The sequence below is a fragment of the Glaciihabitans arcticus genome (assembly GCF_004310685.1).
Lineage (GTDB): Bacteria > Actinomycetota > Actinomycetes > Actinomycetales > Microbacteriaceae > Conyzicola > Conyzicola arctica.
In genome coordinates this window covers 1,433,258-1,449,400 of the sequence record NZ_SISG01000001.1, presented here as the reverse complement: position 1 = coordinate 1,449,400, position 16,143 = coordinate 1,433,258, and the positions used below count along the sequence as shown (strand labels likewise).

At 67.0% G+C, this 16,143-nt stretch carries 21 protein-coding genes, 2 tRNA genes and 1 riboswitch; of the genes, 14 read left to right on the top strand and 9 right to left on the bottom strand.

Annotation, left to right across the window (positions count from 1 at the left end):
- Positions 1-97: 97 nt before the first annotated feature.
- From EYE40_RS06965 to EYE40_RS06935, 7 genes are all read left to right on the top strand, one after another.
- Positions 98-925: a glycosyltransferase family 2 protein gene (locus tag EYE40_RS06965; protein WP_130981271.1), complete on the top strand. Its 828-nt coding sequence runs from the start codon at positions 98-100 to the stop codon at positions 923-925.
- A gap of 49 nt (positions 926-974) precedes the next feature.
- Positions 975-1,085, top strand: a riboswitch (TPP riboswitch).
- A gap of 28 nt (positions 1,086-1,113) precedes the next feature.
- Positions 1,114-2,163, top strand: a complete 1,050-nt coding sequence (locus EYE40_RS06960) for a thiamine ABC transporter substrate-binding protein (RefSeq protein ID WP_130981270.1) — start codon at positions 1,114-1,116, stop codon at positions 2,161-2,163.
- Positions 2,127-3,806 (top strand): ABC transporter permease, encoded by a 1,680-nt coding sequence (locus EYE40_RS06955; RefSeq protein ID WP_338029021.1) that lies wholly within the window; start codon positions 2,127-2,129, stop codon positions 3,804-3,806. The genes EYE40_RS06960 and EYE40_RS06955 overlap by 37 nt, the downstream gene beginning before the upstream one ends.
- The gene (locus tag EYE40_RS06950) at positions 3,806-4,507 is read left to right on the top strand and encodes an ABC transporter ATP-binding protein (protein WP_130981268.1); all 702 of its coding nucleotides are present in this window, start codon (positions 3,806-3,808) and stop codon (positions 4,505-4,507) included. Before EYE40_RS06955 ends, EYE40_RS06950 begins: the two co-directional genes overlap by 1 nt.
- Positions 4,504-5,037 (top strand): nucleoside/nucleotide kinase family protein, encoded by a 534-nt coding sequence (locus EYE40_RS06945; RefSeq protein ID WP_130981267.1) that lies wholly within the window; start codon positions 4,504-4,506, stop codon positions 5,035-5,037. Before EYE40_RS06950 ends, EYE40_RS06945 begins: the two co-directional genes overlap by 4 nt.
- Positions 5,034-5,906, top strand: coding sequence for a sulfurtransferase (locus tag EYE40_RS06940; protein WP_161972359.1), 873 nt, complete (start codon positions 5,034-5,036; stop codon positions 5,904-5,906). The genes EYE40_RS06945 and EYE40_RS06940 overlap by 4 nt, the downstream gene beginning before the upstream one ends.
- A 72-nt stretch (positions 5,907-5,978) precedes the next feature.
- Positions 5,979-6,269, top strand: a complete 291-nt coding sequence (locus EYE40_RS06935; protein ID WP_130981265.1) for a hypothetical protein — start codon at positions 5,979-5,981, stop codon at positions 6,267-6,269.
- Position 6,270: 1 nt separating this feature from the next.
- Here the strand turns inward: EYE40_RS06935 and EYE40_RS06930 are convergent, their stop codons facing one another.
- The 5 genes from EYE40_RS06930 to orn form a co-directional block, all read right to left on the bottom strand.
- Positions 6,271-6,624 (bottom strand): metallopeptidase family protein, encoded by a 354-nt coding sequence (locus EYE40_RS06930; protein WP_130981264.1) that lies wholly within the window; start codon positions 6,622-6,624, stop codon positions 6,271-6,273.
- A 7-nt stretch (positions 6,625-6,631) separates the two neighbouring features.
- The gene (locus EYE40_RS06925) at positions 6,632-7,183 is read right to left on the bottom strand and encodes a DUF2017 family protein (protein WP_161972358.1); all 552 of its coding nucleotides are present in this window, start codon (positions 7,181-7,183) and stop codon (positions 6,632-6,634) included.
- Positions 7,180-7,476: an ATP-dependent Clp protease adapter ClpS gene (gene clpS / locus EYE40_RS06920; RefSeq protein WP_130981263.1), complete on the bottom strand. Its 297-nt coding sequence runs from the start codon at positions 7,474-7,476 to the stop codon at positions 7,180-7,182. The genes EYE40_RS06925 and clpS overlap by 4 nt, the downstream gene beginning before the upstream one ends.
- 92 nt (positions 7,477-7,568) lie before the next feature.
- A tRNA-His gene (locus EYE40_RS06915) sits at positions 7,569-7,644 on the bottom strand.
- A gap of 60 nt (positions 7,645-7,704) precedes the next feature.
- Positions 7,705-8,325: an oligoribonuclease gene (gene orn / locus EYE40_RS06910; protein WP_130981262.1), complete on the bottom strand. Its 621-nt coding sequence runs from the start codon at positions 8,323-8,325 to the stop codon at positions 7,705-7,707.
- Positions 8,326-8,382: 57 nt separating this feature from the next.
- On the opposite strand from orn, the gene EYE40_RS06905 reads away from it, so the two are divergent.
- The 6 genes from EYE40_RS06905 to EYE40_RS06880 all read left to right on the top strand — a co-directional run bounded on the left by EYE40_RS06905 (position 8,383) and on the right by EYE40_RS06880 (position 11,423).
- A complete protein-coding gene (locus tag EYE40_RS06905; protein WP_130981261.1) occupies positions 8,383-8,592 on the top strand; it encodes an SCO4848 family membrane protein in 210 nt (69 codons plus the stop codon).
- A gap of 10 nt (positions 8,593-8,602) precedes the next feature.
- Positions 8,603-8,875 (top strand): oligoribonuclease, encoded by a 273-nt coding sequence (locus EYE40_RS06900; RefSeq protein WP_130981260.1) that lies wholly within the window; start codon positions 8,603-8,605, stop codon positions 8,873-8,875.
- A 28-nt stretch (positions 8,876-8,903) separates the two neighbouring features.
- Positions 8,904-9,164, top strand: a complete 261-nt coding sequence (locus tag EYE40_RS06895; RefSeq protein ID WP_204742222.1) for a thioredoxin family protein — start codon at positions 8,904-8,906, stop codon at positions 9,162-9,164.
- A gap of 25 nt (positions 9,165-9,189) precedes the next feature.
- Positions 9,190-9,262: transfer RNA gene (locus EYE40_RS06890), tRNA-Arg, on the top strand.
- Positions 9,263-9,282: 20 nt separating this feature from the next.
- On the top strand, positions 9,283-11,031 hold the full coding sequence (locus EYE40_RS06885; RefSeq protein WP_130981259.1) for an aminotransferase class V-fold PLP-dependent enzyme: 1,749 nt from the start codon (positions 9,283-9,285) through the stop codon (positions 11,029-11,031).
- Entirely contained in the window at positions 11,028-11,423 is a 396-nt protein-coding gene (locus EYE40_RS06880; RefSeq protein ID WP_204742221.1) for a BP74-related protein, read from the top strand. Before EYE40_RS06885 ends, EYE40_RS06880 begins: the two co-directional genes overlap by 4 nt.
- Before the next feature lie 3 nt (positions 11,424-11,426).
- On the opposite strand, the gene EYE40_RS06875 is transcribed toward EYE40_RS06880, so the two are convergent.
- Both EYE40_RS06875 and EYE40_RS06870 read right to left on the bottom strand, forming a co-directional pair.
- Positions 11,427-12,530 (bottom strand): hypothetical protein, encoded by a 1,104-nt coding sequence (locus EYE40_RS06875; protein ID WP_130981258.1) that lies wholly within the window; start codon positions 12,528-12,530, stop codon positions 11,427-11,429.
- Between the two features lie 110 nt (positions 12,531-12,640).
- Positions 12,641-12,901 (bottom strand): hypothetical protein, encoded by a 261-nt coding sequence (locus EYE40_RS06870; protein ID WP_130981257.1) that lies wholly within the window; start codon positions 12,899-12,901, stop codon positions 12,641-12,643.
- A gap of 93 nt (positions 12,902-12,994) precedes the next feature.
- Here EYE40_RS06870 and EYE40_RS06865 point away from each other — a divergent pair, with 93 nt between their 5' ends.
- Complete coding sequence (locus tag EYE40_RS06865) at positions 12,995-14,194, top strand: hypothetical protein (RefSeq protein WP_130981256.1); 1,200 nt, start codon at positions 12,995-12,997, stop codon at positions 14,192-14,194.
- Here the strand turns inward: EYE40_RS06865 and EYE40_RS06860 are convergent.
- Entirely contained in the window at positions 14,130-15,092 is a 963-nt protein-coding gene (locus tag EYE40_RS06860) for a DMT family transporter (protein ID WP_130981255.1), read from the bottom strand. The two genes, EYE40_RS06865 and EYE40_RS06860, sit on opposite strands and share 65 nt — an antisense overlap.
- The gene (locus EYE40_RS06855; protein ID WP_130981254.1) at positions 15,093-16,100 is read right to left on the bottom strand and encodes an aldo/keto reductase; all 1,008 of its coding nucleotides are present in this window, start codon (positions 16,098-16,100) and stop codon (positions 15,093-15,095) included. It abuts the gene before it with no gap.
- Between the last annotated feature and the right edge of the window lie 43 nt (positions 16,101-16,143).

Genomic DNA, 16,143 nt, shown 5'->3' with positions numbered 1-16,143 from the left:
TACTGGCCCCCATTCGGGCCGCCCGCCGAATGAGTGACATACACGTAGATGCGGGGTGAACCCTAAGAATTCGCCGGGTGCGATTAGGGTGGGCGGCATGCTCCTGCCGTTACCGACAGTATCGATCGTCATCCCCGCATGGAATGAAGAGGAGACTATCAAGGCATGTGTGCTCGCGGCGCTCGAGCAGACGGTGCCCGCGCACGAGATCATCGTCGTCGACAACCGCTCGACCGACAACACAGCCGCCATCGTCGCCGCCCTGCAGATCGCGTTTCCGGATGCCCCGCTGCTCTACGTCACCCAGAACGACGAGCAGGGGCTCGTGCCCACTCGCAACCTGGGACTCGATCGGGCCAGCGGGGACGTGATCGGTCGCATCGACGCGGACTCCGTGCTCGAGCCGACCTGGGTTGAGGAGGTGCAGCGGGCGTTCACCGATCCGCTCGTCTCCGCCGCCACCGGCCCCGTCATCTACTACGACATGCCGCTGCGCCGCTGGGGGCTCAAGGCCGACGACACCGTTCGTCGCGTGATGATCAAGCTCGCGCGGGAGTACCACTTCGTGTTCGGCAGCAACATGGCGCTTCGGGCCGAGGCGTGGAACGTCATCCGCACCGAAGTGTGCCGCGATGTCGACGACGAACTGCACGAGGACATCGACATCTCCGTGCACCTGCACGAGCACAGCCTGCGCGTGCAGTACGTCCCGACGATGGTGACCGGCATGTCCGCCCGTCGCATCGACGACTCACCGCGCGACTACTACTACTACGTGACGCGCTTTGAGCGCACCTACAAGCGCCACGGCGTGCGCAACCTCGGGGTGCGAGCGCCGATGTGGTTGTTCCTCGCGCTGTATCCCGCACTCAAGGCGGTCCGCAAGGGCCAGGAGTGGCGCGCCAACGCCGACGCCGACGCCTGACCGGGACGTGTCTGCAATTCGGGCACGTGCCCGATAGCCCGGTAGGGTTGTACATGAACACGGGAGTCCGGTGAGCCGGGCTGAGAGGAAGCTTCTCCAAGCTTCGACCGTCGAACCTGATCTGGATCATGCCAGCGCAGGGAGGCAATCTCTTACAACCCGTGCCCCTCTATGAAAGGGCACGCACAGTGCAGAAGAAATATGCAGTCATCGCGGCAATCGCCGTCATCACCCTCGCGGGATGTTCCAGCCCCGCGCCCGCGCCGGGGTCCGACCCGGCCAAGCTCGTTCTGGTCACCCACGACTCGTTCGCGCTGAGCGACGGCGTCCTCGCCGAGTTCACCGAACAGACCGGCATCGAGGTCGAGGTGCAGGCCGCGGGTGACGCGGGCGAGCTCGTGAACAAGCTCGTTCTCACCAAGGACTCCCCGCTCGGCGACGTGGTCTTCGGCATCGACAACACGTTCGCGAGCCGGGCCGTCAAGGAGGGCGTGCTCGCCGACTACGTGTCCGGCGACGTGACCCCGGCCGAGGATCCGTACCTGCTTCCCGCCGATCAGGGCGGTGCACAGCTCACCCCGATCGACAACGGCGACGTGTGCATCAATGTGGACCACGAGTGGTTCGCCGAGGCCGGCATCGCCGAACCGGTCTCCCTCGAGGATCTCACCGACCCGAAGTACAAGGACCTGCTGGTTGTGCCGGCGGCGACGTCATCCTCACCAGGTCTGGCCTTTCTGCTCGCGACGATCGCCGCCTTCGACGACGCCGGATGGCAGGACTACTGGGCCTCGCTCGTAGACAACGGTGTGAAGATCGACGCGGGCTGGAGTGACGCCTACTACGTCGACTTCTCCGGGCCGTCGAGCGAAGGGGACCGGCCGCTCGTCGTCTCCTACGCCTCGTCGCCACCGTTCGAGGTTCAGGAAGACGGCACGGTTCCGACCGGCGCCCTGCTCGACACCTGCTTCCGCCAGACCGAGTATGCGGGCGTCATCGCCGGCACCGAGTACCCGGAGGCCGCGGGCAAGCTCGTCGACTTCCTGTTCTCGACCACCGTGCAGAACGACATCCCCGAGAGCATGTACGTCTTTCCGGTGAACGCCGCCGCGACGCTGCCCGAGGGCTGGGCCGAAATCGCGAAGGTCGCCGAGAACCCCTACGTGATCTCGCCCGCGGAGATCGACGCGAACCGTGAGACATGGCTCGCCGAGTGGGCGGCCATCGCCACCCCGTGATGTCCTTGGCGCGCCGGCGACCGGGCTCCGTCCTGTGGATGGTGCTCGGCGTCGGCGTGCCCCTCGCGTTCCTCGCGGTGTTCTTCGTCTGGCCGGTGCTCGCGATCATCGGCCGCGGGCTGTTCGGCGAGGGGCCGCTGCTCGAGGTGCTCACCCGGCCACGTACGCTGCGGCTGATCGGCCTCACCCTCGCGCAGGCCGCGATCGCGTCGGTCGTCTGCGTGCTGGTCGGGCTGCCGATCGCGCACGTGCTCTACCGCCTGCGATTTCGTGGGCGGGGGCTGTTGCGCGCTCTTGTCATAGTGCCGTTCGTTCTGCCGACGGTGGTCGTTGGAGTCGCCTTCAGGACCCTGCTGCGCGAGGGCGGCCTGCTCGGGTTCCTGCAGCTCGACGGCACCTTTCCCGCGATCCTGCTGGCCCTCGTATTCTTCAACATCGCCGTTGTCGTGCGCACCGTGGGCGGCACCTGGGAAGGACTCGACTCCCGTCAGGAGGAGGCGGCCCGTGTACTCGGCGCCGGCCCCGTTCGGGTATTCCTGACCATCACAATTCCCCGCCTGTCGGGCTCTATCGTGGCGGCCGCGTCCATCGTCTTCCTGTTCTGCTCGACCGCGTTCGGGGTCGTGCTCGTGCTCGGCGGCACCCGCTTCGGCACCATCGAGACCGAGATCTGGCTGCTCACCACCCAGTTCCTCGACCTGAGAGCCGCGAGTGTGCTCTCCATCACCCAGCTCATCGTCGTGTTCGGGATGCTGCTGCTCGCCGCCCGCGCGCGAGGTCGCAGCACGGCGCAGCGTCGAGTCGCGGCTCGGCTCTCCTCCCGGCCGCCGCGTCGATCGGATGCGCTCCCCATTGCCGTCGCTGTGGTCACCGCCCTCCTGCTCGCACTGCCGATCGTGTCGCTGCTTCTTCGATCGCTCCAGACGCGCGATGGCTGGGGGCTCGGCAACTACCTCGCCCTCTCCGGAACAGGCACTCGCAACGCGCTCGTTGTGCCCGTCTGGACGGCGCTCGGCAACTCTCTCGCAGCGGCGGCACAGGCGACGGTGCTCGCGGTCGTCATCGGACTGTGCGCATCCCTGGTGCTCTCCCGCACACCGCGCAGCGCGCGTGGTCGCCGCGCCCTCGAGTGGTTCGACGGGGCACTGATGTTGCCGCTCGGCGTCTCGGCGGTAACCGTGGGATTCGGGTTCCTCATCACCCTCAACCAGCCACCGCTCGACCTGCGCTCCTCACCGATCCTTGTGCCGATCGCGCAGGCGCTCGTGGCCCTGCCGCTCGTCGTGCGCACCGTGCTTCCGATTCTGCGGGGCATCGACCCACGGTTGCGGGAGGCGGCGGCGGTGCTCGGATCGGCGCCGTGGCGGGTCATGCGGGACGTGGATCTTGCCGTCGTCGCGCGACCCGCGCTCGCGGCATCCGGACTCGCCTTCGCGGTCGCCCTCGGCGAGTTCGGCGCGACCAGCTTTCTCAGCCGACCCGACCGCCCGACGCTGCCGGTCGTGATCTTCCGGCTGATCGGACTGCCGGGCGGCGACAACTTCGGCATGGCCATCGCGGCCGCCGTCGTGCTCGCCGCGGTCACCGTGCTGGTCATCGCCCTCGTCGAACGCCTGCGCGTCGGCACGATTGGAGCCTTCTGATGTCACTCTCCGTGGAGCACGTCTCGGTCACGCTCGACCGCACCCTTGTCGTCGACGACGTCTCGCTGACCGTCGCGTCGGGGGAGGTGCTCGGGCTTCTCGGGCCATCCGGCGGTGGAAAGTCCACACTGCTGCGCGCCATCTGCGGCCTCGAGCCGCTGGGGTCGGGCTCGATCTCCTGGGACGGCGACGACCTCGCCGGCGTGCCCGTGCACGAGCGCGGCTTCGCTCTGATGTTCCAGGACGGGCAGCTGTTCACCCACCAGTCGGTCGCGCAGAACGTGGGCTATGCGCTGCGCGTGCGACGCGTGCCGGCCGAGGCGCGGGTGACCGAGTTGCTGGCGCTGGTCGGCCTGTCCGGGTTCGAGGAGCGCCGGGTCACCGAGCTCTCCGGCGGTGAACAGCAGCGGGTCGCGCTCGCCCGGTCGCTGGCCGCCTCGCCACGCCTGCTGCTTCTGGATGAACCGCTCTCTTCCCTCGACCGCGAACTGCGCACCCGGCTGGCCGCCGACCTGCGCGCGATCCTGTCCTCCACAAGCCAGACCGCGCTGTTCGTCACCCACGACCAGGACGAGGCGTTCGCGGTCGCCGACCGGGTCGCCGTGCTCATGGCCGGACGCCTCGTGCAGTTGGGCACGCCGGCCGAGCTGCGAGACGCGCCGGCCACCCCCGCCGTCGCGCGGTTCCTGGGGTTGCCGTGAGTCCCATCCTGCTCATCGACGGCCGGTCAGGATCCGGCAAGACCGAGCTCGCGACCGCCCTGCGCGACCTCACCGGCGCCCAGCTCGTGCGGATGGACGCGCTCTACCCCGGCTGGGGAGGACTCGAGGCCGGCAGCCGGGCTGTGACGTCGATGTTGACCGACGGGCGGTGGCGGGAGTGGGATTGGGCGTCATCCCGACCCGGCGACTGGCGTGAAGTCGACCTGTCGCAGCCGCTCATCGTGGAGGGGTGCGGAGCGCTGTCCCGCGCGAACCGCGAGCTCGCCGACCACGGCGTGTGGGTCACCCTCGACGACGCGACCCGCAAGCGGCGGGCTCTCGAGCGGGACGGCGAGCTGTACGCCCCGCACTGGGACCGCTGGGCGGCGCAGGAGTGGTCGTTCATCGTGCGTGAACTGCCGATCACCCTCGCCGACGAGAGCATCGACGGGCGCAACGTGATCGACGCCGTGACACGCGACGTCGAACGGTGGCGCGCCGTGCTCGACCCTGCGAGAGTGGACGGGTGACTGGTCCCTTCATCTCCGTGTCCGAACTGTCCGACGCTCTCGCCGAGCCGAACCCGCCGATCGTGTTCGACGCGAGCCTCGAGCTGCACGCTCCGGCATTCGACGGCGACTACCGCATGAATCCAGGGCGCGACCGTTGGCTGGCCGGCCACATCCCCGGCTCGCAGCACGTCGACGTCGCCACGCAGTTCAGCGACACCAACGCGCCGACGCACTATGCGCATCCCGAACCGCAGCAGATCGCGGATGAGCTCGCCCGGCTCGGCGTCTCGCGCGACAGCCAGGTGGTCATCTACGACACGACCGGTACGATGTGGGCGGCCCGCCTGTGGTACCTGCTGCGTTGGATCGGCGTCTCGGCCCGCGTGCTCGACGGCGGCTACAAGGCGTGGACCGCGGGCGGTCACACCGTCGAGACCGGGGAGCGCCCGCCCCGCCCCGCCTCGAGCCCGTGGAAGGGTGAGTCGGTTCGACGCGCCTGGGTCAGCAAGGAGGAGCTCGTCGAGCGCGCCGCGGACGACGAGCGTCCCCTCGTGTGCAGCCTGCCGGCCGGGTCCTTCACGGGTGCGGATGCCACGCGCTACGCGCGCCGAGGTCGCATCCCGAACAGCGTCAACGTCTCGAGTCGCGACCTGTTCGGCAGCAACGGCACTCTGAAGAGCCGGGTCGAGTTGATTCTCGCCTATGACGCGGCCGGGGTGGATGTGGCGGAGAACTCATCGGAGGTGCTGCTCTACTGCGGTGGTGGCATCTCCGCCTCGGCGGGTGCCCTCACGCTCGCTGCGATCGGGCAGAAGGCGGTGCGCATCTATGACGGTTCACTCGAGGAGTGGAGCGCTGACCCCGCACTGCCCCTCGTCACAGGCTAGATTTTTCAGTTTCGCTCGCTTTCCTCTTGCCGTGGCCCCCGAACGGGGGTAAACCTAGGTAAGGGGGTTGTCATGGATGAGAGTCCGAAAGACACCGGTTTTATCGTTCGCACGAGTTTTGTGGTGGCCGCTCTTGCGGTGGTCGGGGGAATGGTCGCTCTGCTCATCGGGGCACTCGGGCACAGTCGTGGCTCCGAAGGGTTCTACTCCTGGATCGGCATATCGATCTGGCTGTTGACGCCCGGCGCCTGCCTCGCGATGCTGACGCTGCTCGTGGTGCACTGGCCACGGGGTGGGCACCAGCACGGCTCCGATAGTCTGGATTCCATGCTCGAGAATACGGGGCAGGGCACCCGTCGCTGAGCTAGGCCCAGCCGAGCTCGTGCAGCTGGTCGTCGTCGAGACCGTAGAAGTGCGCGATCTCGTGCACGAGGGTGACGTGGATCTGATCCTTGAGGTCGTCGAGATCCACGGCGATGGCGAGGAGCGGTTCGCGGTACAGGATGATGCGGTCGGGCAGCTCGCCGAACCCGTACTGCCCACGCTCGGTGAGGGCGACGCCATCGTAGAGACCCAGGAGGTCGAGCGATCCGTCCTCGGGGCGGTCCTCGGTCACGAAGACGACGTTGTCGAGGTCGTCGACCATCTCGTCGGGCAGCGCGTCGAGTTCGTCGATCACGAGTTTCTCGAACTCGTTGGCGGGGATGTCGTCGATCATGTGGTTCTCACTCCTCGATCGCTCCAATCAGCGAGTCGGTGACCCAGGCGAGCCAGTCGTATACGTCCCGCAGGGCGAGCGAGTCGTCGTCATCCGCGCCCTCGTCCCCATCGGCCTCGATGCCGAGCCGAGCCGCGATCGTCAGGCGGATATCTGCGAGGGTGCGGAGCCAGGACTGTGCCTCGGCGTCATCCAGTGCCAGTTCGCCGCCACTGTTCAGAGCGGCGTCCAGGCTGGCCACGACAACACCGGCGTTGGCGACCTTACGGCTCGCGAGGCTGCGTTCGGTGAGGCGGCGAAAGTCTCCGGATGCCCCGGGCTCGGCATACGCGTTCGGAAGCAGCCGGGCGATCGCCGGGTCGTCATTGAGCGTGCTCGTGCCGCCCATGCCGACCGACTCGAACAGTGCGGCTGCATCGGGGTCGTCGAAGTGTGGAACCTCGACGAGCCCGCCGAGGAGTGCGGCGATCTGGCCGGCGAGGGAGGCGATGAGCGTGGCCTCGGGGCGGGTGAGGCTCGCGCGGATGACGCGGTCGTCGCCGCGCTCGAACGGGATCACGCGTCGACCTGCTGCAGGGTGGCCCACAGGCCGAAGTCGTGCATTGCCTCGACGTGGACTTCCATCTGCTCGCGGGATCCCGTGGCGACCACGGCTCGACCGTCGTTGTGAACCTGAAGCATGCGGCGGTCGGCTTCTTCGGCGGAGAATCCGAAGTAGCTGCGGAATACGTAGGAGACGTAGCTCATGAGGTTCACGGGGTCGTTCCAGACGAGGGTGACCCAGGGGGTGTCGAGCCGGCTGGCGGTGACGGACTCCTCGCTCAGCTCCGGCCGGTCGAGGGTCTTTGTCACGAGTCCAGCCTGTCATGTTCGGGGACAGGTGTGGGATGGGAACGCTGGCGCTAACGCAGAAACGGCCCCGCTTTCGCGGGGCCGTTTCGTGATGGGGTGAACGACGGGGCTCGAACCCGCGACATCCGGCTCCACAAGCCAGCGCTCTGCCAACTGAGCTACGCCCACCAAACGCGTTGTTCTTGCGACTGTATTTCTACCGCCACAAAAGGCAACCCAGCAATTGTATTACAGGTGCGGGGCGAACTGGTCCACAACGGCCGCCGAAATTGCCTGGGCCTCTTCGCTGGTGGGTCCGGGGTCGGCCACAAAGGCCGCCTTGCGGTAGTACTGCAGCTCGCGGATCGACTCGAGAATGTCGGCGAGGGCGCGGTGTCCGCCGTTCTTGGCGGGGGAGTTGAAGTACACGCGGGGGAACCAGCGACGCGACAGTTCTTTGATGGAGGAGACGTCGACGCTGCGGTAGTGCAGGTGGCCGTCTACTCGGGGCATAAATTTGTTCAGGAAGGCCCGGTCGGTGCCGATGGTGTTGCCGGCGAGCGGTGCGCTCTGGGGGTTGGGCACGAACTTCAGGATGTACTCGTGCACGGCGTACTCGGCGTCGGCGAGGGATACGCCGTTCGGGATCTCGGTGATGAGTCCGCTCTCGGTGTGCATGTTGCGCACGAAGTCGTTCATCGTGTCGAGCGCCGACTGGTCGGGCTTGATGACGATGGTGAAGCCGGGGTCGATGAGGTTGAGGTCGTAGTCGGTGATGACCACCGCGACCTCAACGAGTTCGTCGATCGTGAGATCGAGCCCGGTCATTTCGCAGTCGATCCACACGAGGCGATCAGCGGAGGTAGCCATTGCTGAAGTCTACCGGCGGCGTGCGACGGCGATGGTCGCGGCGCCTAGGCTGAACGGGTGGCAATCCTCCTGATTCTCAACGGCGTCTTCAACTTCGTGACTTGGCCGACGTTCTTCCGACGCGTAGCGAAGGACCCGCGTGCGAAGGACGCAAACGGCAAACCGACCGCGTTCTTTACGGTTCACCTCATCCTCTTCATCATCGGTGTGACGCTGGGGGCCGTGTCGGCGCTCGCCGGTGTGCTTTCTCTCATCGGTGTCTGGTAGAACTAGGGACATGACTGACACAGGTGTGACCATCGAACGCGGCGACGAATACATCGTCTTCTACAAGGGCGGACCCTACGACGGCCGCACCGACACCCGCATCTCCACCGATGGCAGCTGGGACTCCGAAGTCACCGTTCTCGTCGCGCTCGACGGCAAGGAGACGCAGGTCGTCTACGACACACCTGCAGCCCACAAGGTCGGCGAGCAGGTTCAGGTCACCTACACGTGGGACGCCGCCGACGGCGAGCCGCTCGAGGACCTCGACGAGCGTCGGGACTAATTAGCCCGCTCCGACGGTTGGCCCCAGCGTGAACCTGCTCTTCTTCTCCTCCTCCTTCTGCGACCCGTGCATTCAGACCCGCGGGGTGTTGAAGCAGGTGGCGACCCTTGTGCCCGCCGCGAAGATTGCTGAACTGGATGTCGCGCGCGAGACGTCCGAGGCAGAAAAAGCCGGTATCCGCTCAACTCCGACCGTCATCGTGACCTCGGCTGACGGCACCGAGGTCTTCCGTGCCGAGGGAGTCCCCACCGTCAACCAGGTGCTGGTGGCGCTCGCGAAGGCCGTATAACCAGCCTGCGGTATCGTTTAACCGCGCCTCTGTAGCTCAGTGGATAGAGCAAGAGCCTTCTAATCTCTTGGTCGCAGGTTCGATTCCTGCCAGGGGCACCCCGCGCTACCCTTGGCGCATGGATGACTGCGTGATCCCCGATCGGCCGGCGGACGTGCCGAGTTCGCCCCTGCTCGACCGCATCCGTGACTGCGTGATCGGCGACGACCAGGTCATGCCCGGTCCGTTCGGGCCCCGTCGCGTCACCTACGCCGACTACACCGCGAGCGGCCGAGCGCTGAGTTTCGTCGAGCAGTTCATTCGGGATGAGGTCCTGCCGCGGTACGCGAACACGCACTCGGAGTCGAGCGGCACCGGACTCCAGACCACCCGGCTGCGCGAGGACGCGCGCGCCATCATCCACCGCTCGGTGAACGGCGACGAGGACTCCGTCGTCATCTTCGCCGGGAGCGGGTCCACTGCGGCGATCAACAAGCTCGTGGGGATCCTCGGCATCCGCATTCCGGCGGCGCTCGACGAGAAGCACGGGTTGAGCGCGAGCATCCCCGCGAACGAACGGCCCGTCGTCTTCATCGGTCCCTACGAGCACCACTCGAATGAGCTGCCGTGGCGGGAGTCGATCGCCGACGTGGTCACGATCCACGAGAATGCCGACGGCCACATCGACGCCGTGCACCTCGCGGAGCAGCTCGAGCGCTACAGCGATCGACCGCTGCGCATCGGCTCGTTCAGCGCCGCGAGCAACGTCACCGGGATCACCACCGATACCCACGGCATCACGCGCCTGCTGCACGAGCACGGTGCCCTCGCCTTCTGGGACTTCGCGGCGTGCGCCCCGTATGTGGACATCGAGATGAATCCGCGCAGCGGCGTCCCCGCCGAACGCAAGGACGCGATCTTCATCTCTCCGCACAAGTTCATCGGCGGGCCGGGAACGCCGGGTGTGCTGGTCGTGAGCCGGGGCATCCTGACCAACACCGTGCCCGACATGGTGGGCGGCGGCACCGTCGCCTACGTCAACCCCGAGGAGCACAAGTACCTCGCCGACCCCGTGCACCGCGAGGAGGCCGGTACGCCCGCGATCATCGAGTCGATTCGCGCGGGGCTCGTCTTCCAGCTCAAGGAGGCGGTCGGGGTCGAGACGATCCAGGCCTGCGAGCGCGATTACCTCAGCCGCGCGATGCAGGCGTGGGAGTCGCACCCGTCGATCCAGGTACTGGGCAATCCCGATGCCGAGCGGCTCTCGATCGTGTCGTTTGTCATCAAGCGCCCGGGCGGTCGCTACCTGCACCACAACGTGGTGGTCGCGATCCTGAACGACCTGTTCGGCATCCAGTCGCGGGGTGGCTGCAGCTGCGCCGGCCCCTACGGACACCGCCTGCTCGGCATCGATCTCGACCGCTCCCGGGAGTTCGAGCGCGAGATCACGGGCGGCTGCGAGGGCATCAAGCCGGGCTGGATCCGCATCAACTTCAATTACTTCATCAGTGAGACGGTGTTCCGCTACATCGTTAAGGCCGTGACGCTGGTCGCTGAACACGGCGCTCGCCTCGTGCCGCACTACCGCTTCGACCACGTCTCCGGGCTGTGGCACCATCGTGACGGCACGGTCGAGCCTCCGCTGCGGCTGTCGCAGCTCGCCTATGACGAAACCGGCGCGCTGACCTGGCCCCAGCGCGATGACACGGTGGATGAAGCGGCTCTCGCCGGTTACCTGGCTGAGGCCGAGCGGCTCTTCGCCTCGCTTCCCGCTGCGTCGTCGGACACGCACGCCGCCGACCAGCTCTCGCTCGACGTGAAGGACGCGCTCGGCTCAGACTTCGAGCATCTGCGTTGGTTCGACCTGCCCGTGGAGAGTCTTCGATGAAACGCCTGCTCACACTCGCTCTGCTGCTCGTACTGACCGGCTGCGCACCCGCCGCTCCCGAGACGCCCGAGACCGTCGTCGCGACCTTCCAGGTCGTGGGCGAGACCTACAAGGTAGAGCTCGCAACGCCTGAGCTGATCGCGCATGCGCAGAAGTTGCTCGCCGGCGAGGAGGTCGCCACGATCCCGAACGGCACGGTCGTGCGCGACGAGGCGGGGGTCAATGGGCCGTGGTCGTGGCACATCGATCCGGCCACGCTCGAGTTCGCGGACATGACGATCGAGGTCTGCGACGGCCTGCCCTCCTATGTGGAGGACAGGACGGTCACGTCAGAGCAGTACTGCCCGTGGTCCGCGAAGCTGATCGCGATCGACGGACTGCCCGGCTCTTAAGCTCTAGTCTTCGCGCAGTCGGGGACGGACGAGCGGCGGTGCCGAACCGTTCGGGTCCTCGTCGATGGTCGCTTCGATTACGTCGCCGTTGGCGTCATAATGCACCTCGTTGTCGATGTGCGGCTCGAAGGTGCGGCCCGCCGGGGACGGCTCGTAGGGCGGGTTGTAGAAGGGCTCTTCTTGCGGAGCTTCATTCTGGGAACCCACGTCCTGCGATGTGTCCTCGTCCCGCTTGTCGTTCTGGGGCGTGACACTCACGGCCTCCGAGAAATCCGCCTCGGAGAACGAGTACGGCGCCGTCTCCACGGGGGAGGAATCGGTGACCGGGTGCGCATTGACCGTGGTGAACACGGGCGCGGTGCTCGGGTTCGAGCTGTCTGCCGCGAGCTGCTCAGCAGCGAGGCGATCGGCGGCCGACTGTTCGGCTGCTGCACGCTCGGCGTCGGCGCGCTCGGCTTCCGCACGCTGGGCGGCGGCCTGGTCCTCGGCGGCGAGCTCGGCGGCGGCATCCGCTCGTTCGGCGCTCGAGGTCTCGGCCGCGGACTGCTCGGAGGCCGCCTGCTCGGCTGCCCACGCGCGCTGCTTCTCCACGAGGTCGGCGTCGACGGGGGATTCCTCGTACCTGAACTGCTCGAGGTCCGCGGCGAACAGCTTGCGGGCTCGGGACGGCTTCTGCTGCCACTCGATCAGGCGGTCGCGGAACTCGAGATAGTTCTGCTCGGACTGCACGCTGAAGTCGGCGGAGTTGCTGCGGATCACGGGAAGCTGGTGCTCGGCCCAATCGGCTGCGGCGCTCGCACCGTTGGTGGGCAGCAGGCGCAGTCGAATCGTGGCGGCGTTAGCCTGGGCTTCGAGATGGTCGCGCGTGGCCGGCGGAAGGTTGCTCCACTGCGCGGAGTTGCGGGCCACCTCGACGATCGCACCGATCGCGGCAGTGCGATCGGAACGGTCTGCGCGCCCGAGGATGCGGTTGATCGCGGAGCGCGAGATCCAGACAGCGATGAGCGTGGCGATGATGATCGACAGGAACGGGAGGATCGCCGTCGAGACCACGCGCCACCCCTCGTCCGAGTAGAACCAAGTGACGAAGTCGTTCCAGATTTGCATGCACAGACGATACCCCCGAAAAGGGGGCGGGTGGCCGAGGCGCGCTGTTAGGGGGATCGTTGCCAGAAAAACCCCAAGTTGTGCGGTGCGCCCCGCACTACGTCAGAGGCTCAGGGCGTCAGAACGTTCAGGGCGTCATCCATTCTCCAGAATTCGCCGATCGAGACGAAGCGCTTCTGAAGCACCAGCATGCGCTTGGCTCGGTAGCGGTAATCGCCGCGCTCGACGAAGCGCTCGATGTAGCCGACCACCTCGCCGCTCGAGCGCGTGACGCGCCAGAGCTCGTCGTGCAGCTGGATGACGGCGACGCCGGGGCGCGCGATACGTGAAGGGGTCGAGTAGTGCGTTGTTGCGAAATCGAGAATGGTCACGGGAACTCCAGACGATCAAGCCGGCCCAACGGAAGTGATAGTTCGACATTAGAACATACCTACGACACTCGACGTCGGGGTTATGGTTGGAAGATGAACACCACGCGCACTAAGCGAGGGTTGATCATCGCCCTCGCAGCCCTTGTCTTCAGCAGCTCCGCGCTCTCTGCCTCGGCGGCAACACCACCGGTCGGCGTGTTCCCGACCTGGACGGCGACCGGGACGGGCTTCGATGCCACCTTCGCCGGTGCCTCAACAATCCCCGTTGCGCACCTCACCACCACCTCGGCCACGACCCCGACCATCGCGCAGGGTGCTTCCGCCTTCCTCGGAGCGAACACGGGATTCGGCGACCGGTTCGGCAGCTCGCGCAAGCAGCCCTACCTCACCATCTCCGCGGCGTCCGTGGTCACGCCGTCCGCCACCACTCTCACCTTCGACGCCCCGACCGTGCCCGGCTGGGGCTTTGCGCTCGGTGACGTCGACGCCGACTACGTGTCGATCCAGGCGTTCAACGGCGCGACGCCATTGACGACCGCCGAGCTCGGGTTCCAGACCCCGGGAAACTACTGCCTGAACGCCTCACCCAAGCCGACCGGCTGCTCGAACATCACGGTCACCGACGCACCCGCGTGGTGCGGAGCCCCGACGCCGGTGCCCGGGTGCGCGACGCGCCCCGTCGACACCTATCTCGGCACGGGGCTTGATACGCAGGGCGCGTACGGCTGGCTGGTGCCGACCGTTCCCGTGACGCGAGTGGTGCTGACCTATGGGGTGTTGATCGGGTTCCCGTCCTTCCAGTTGTGGCTTGCGGCAGTGTCACCCGCGGCCACGGTGACCGGCGAGGTCGTGATCGGCGGCGGCGACGATGTTCCTGTTCCCGCCGGGACATCCCTCACCCTGCTCGATAGCGCGGGCACGCCGGTCACCGACGTTCTCGACGAGCCGGTGCTCGTGCCCGTCGCCCCGGACGGCACGTTCGAGTTCGAGACGGCGTTCGGTGACTACCAGCTCGATCTCGTCGCTCCGCCGGAGGTCGTGGTCGAGCCAGGCCTGTTCCCGGTGCCGCTCGCCGCGAATGCCGACGTCGTCGACCTGGGCGACCTGCTGGCGGCTCCGCTCATTCCGGCCGCGCCCGGGGATCCCGGTGATTCGCTGGTTCCGACCGGTGTGGATGCCACGTTCCCCGCGATCCTCGCGGGGCTCGGGCTTCTCGGCGGCGGGTTCGCTATTTGGCTGGCGCGGCGTCGGGGCTCGGCAGGTCCGGCACCAGCGCCAGGTCGGCGTCGATAACCTTCCCCGATCGTGCGGTCTGGGCGAGGATGATGCCCACGAGCACCACAACCGCGCCCAGGATCTGGATGACGTTCAGGCTCTCACCCAGCCAGAGCCACGCCACAACAAACGCGAAGATGACCTCGGACGACGCCACGATGCCGGCGGCCGTTGCGCTCAGGTGCTTGAGCGCGAGGAACGACAGCAGGAACGGCAGGAACGATCCGAGCAGCACACACCACGCGAGCGGCACCCAGAGCGGCAGCAGCACGGTTTCGAGGTTGCCGCTCAGCGAGACGGATTCGGCGAGCAGCGCGGGACGCACGTTCCACCAGCCGCTGAAGAACGCCCAGAAGAGCGAGGCGAAACCCGTCGTCCAGAACGCGACGGCGAGCGGGGAGGTGGCACCGACCTGACGCTCCCCGACGAGGAAGTAGATGGTGAGCGATGCCGCGGCGATGAGGGCCATCACCACGCCGAGCCCGTTCAGGTCACTCGCCCAGATCTGGGCGACCACGGCGAGACCGAGCAGTACACACGCGATGGCGACCCATAGTCGGGGCTTGACCTTCTCCTTGAGGAACACGAACGCGATCACCGCGACGAACAGCACGGCGAGATATTCGAGCAGCAGTGCGATGCCGACCGGCAGCAGCTGGATCGCGAACGCGTAGGACGCCTGCAGCACGGCGACGCCCGTGACCCCGAGGATCGCCATGATGCCGACCTGCCGCCGGCCGATGCGGAAGGCGCTGCGGTCGACCAGGAGCAGGATGACACCTGCGATCACAGCGGTGCCGAGCACGCGGAACTGGGTGAGCTGGGTCGGGCTGATGCCCGCCTCGATCACGACCTTGGTGACGCTTCCGTTCGCGCCGAACAGCAGCGCCGCAAGCAGCGCGTAGACGTATCCCACCTAGCGCAGCTGGGTGCCGTCGACGGCGAATCGCTCGATGGCGGCGATCTCCTCGGCGGTGAGCGGCGCGGCCTTCAGTGCACCGAAGTTGTCGTCGAGCTGGGCGACGCTGGAGGCGCCGATGAGGGCCGAGGTGACCTGCGGGTGGCGCAGAACCCAGGTGAGTGCGAGCTGGGCGAGGCTCTGTCCGCGCTCTTCAGCGATCGCGGTCAGCCCGCGAACCCGCTCGAGGTAGACGTCTCCGATGGCGCCGGGCTGGAGCCAGCGTCCCTCGGACGCGCGCGATCCCTCGGGCACGGTGCCCTGGATGTAGCGATTGGTGAGCAGGCCCTGCGCGAGCGGCGAGAACACGATGCTGCCGGCACCGATCTCATCGAGCACCGGGAAGAGCCCGTTCTCGATATGACGGTCGAACATGTTGTAGCGCGGCTGGTGAATGGTCAGCGGAATGTTGTGCACCGCGAGCGCCTTCTGTGCGGCAAGAGTCTGCTCCGGGCTGTAGTTCGAGACACCCACGTAGAGCGCCTTGCCGCTCGTTACGGCGGTCGCGAGCGCGCCCATGGTCTCCTCGATGGGAGTCTCCGGGTCGGGGCGGTGGGAGTAGAAGATGTCGACGTAGTCGACGCCGAGGCGGCCGAGCGACTGGTCGAGGCTGGAGAGCAGGTTCTTGCGCGAGCCCCACTCGCCGTAGGGTCCTTCCCACATGTAGTAGCCGGCCTTCGAGGAGATGATCATCTCATCGCGGTGGGCACGGAAATCTTCGGCGAAGATGCGGCCGAAGTTGGTCTCAGCGGATCCGTCGGGCGGACCGTAGTTGTTCGCGAGGTCGAAGTGCGTAATCCCGAGGTCAAAGGCACGGCGCAGGATGGCCCTCTGGTTGTCGAGGGGCTTGTCGTGGCCGAAGTTGTTCCAGAGGCCGAGCGAGACGGCGGGGATCTTCAGGCCGCTGCGGCCGACCCTCTGGTATTCGATGGTGGCGTAACGATCGGCTGCTGCGACATAGCTCATAAGCACAGCCTATGGGGCGCCAGCGGTGCCCCTGAAACTAAGC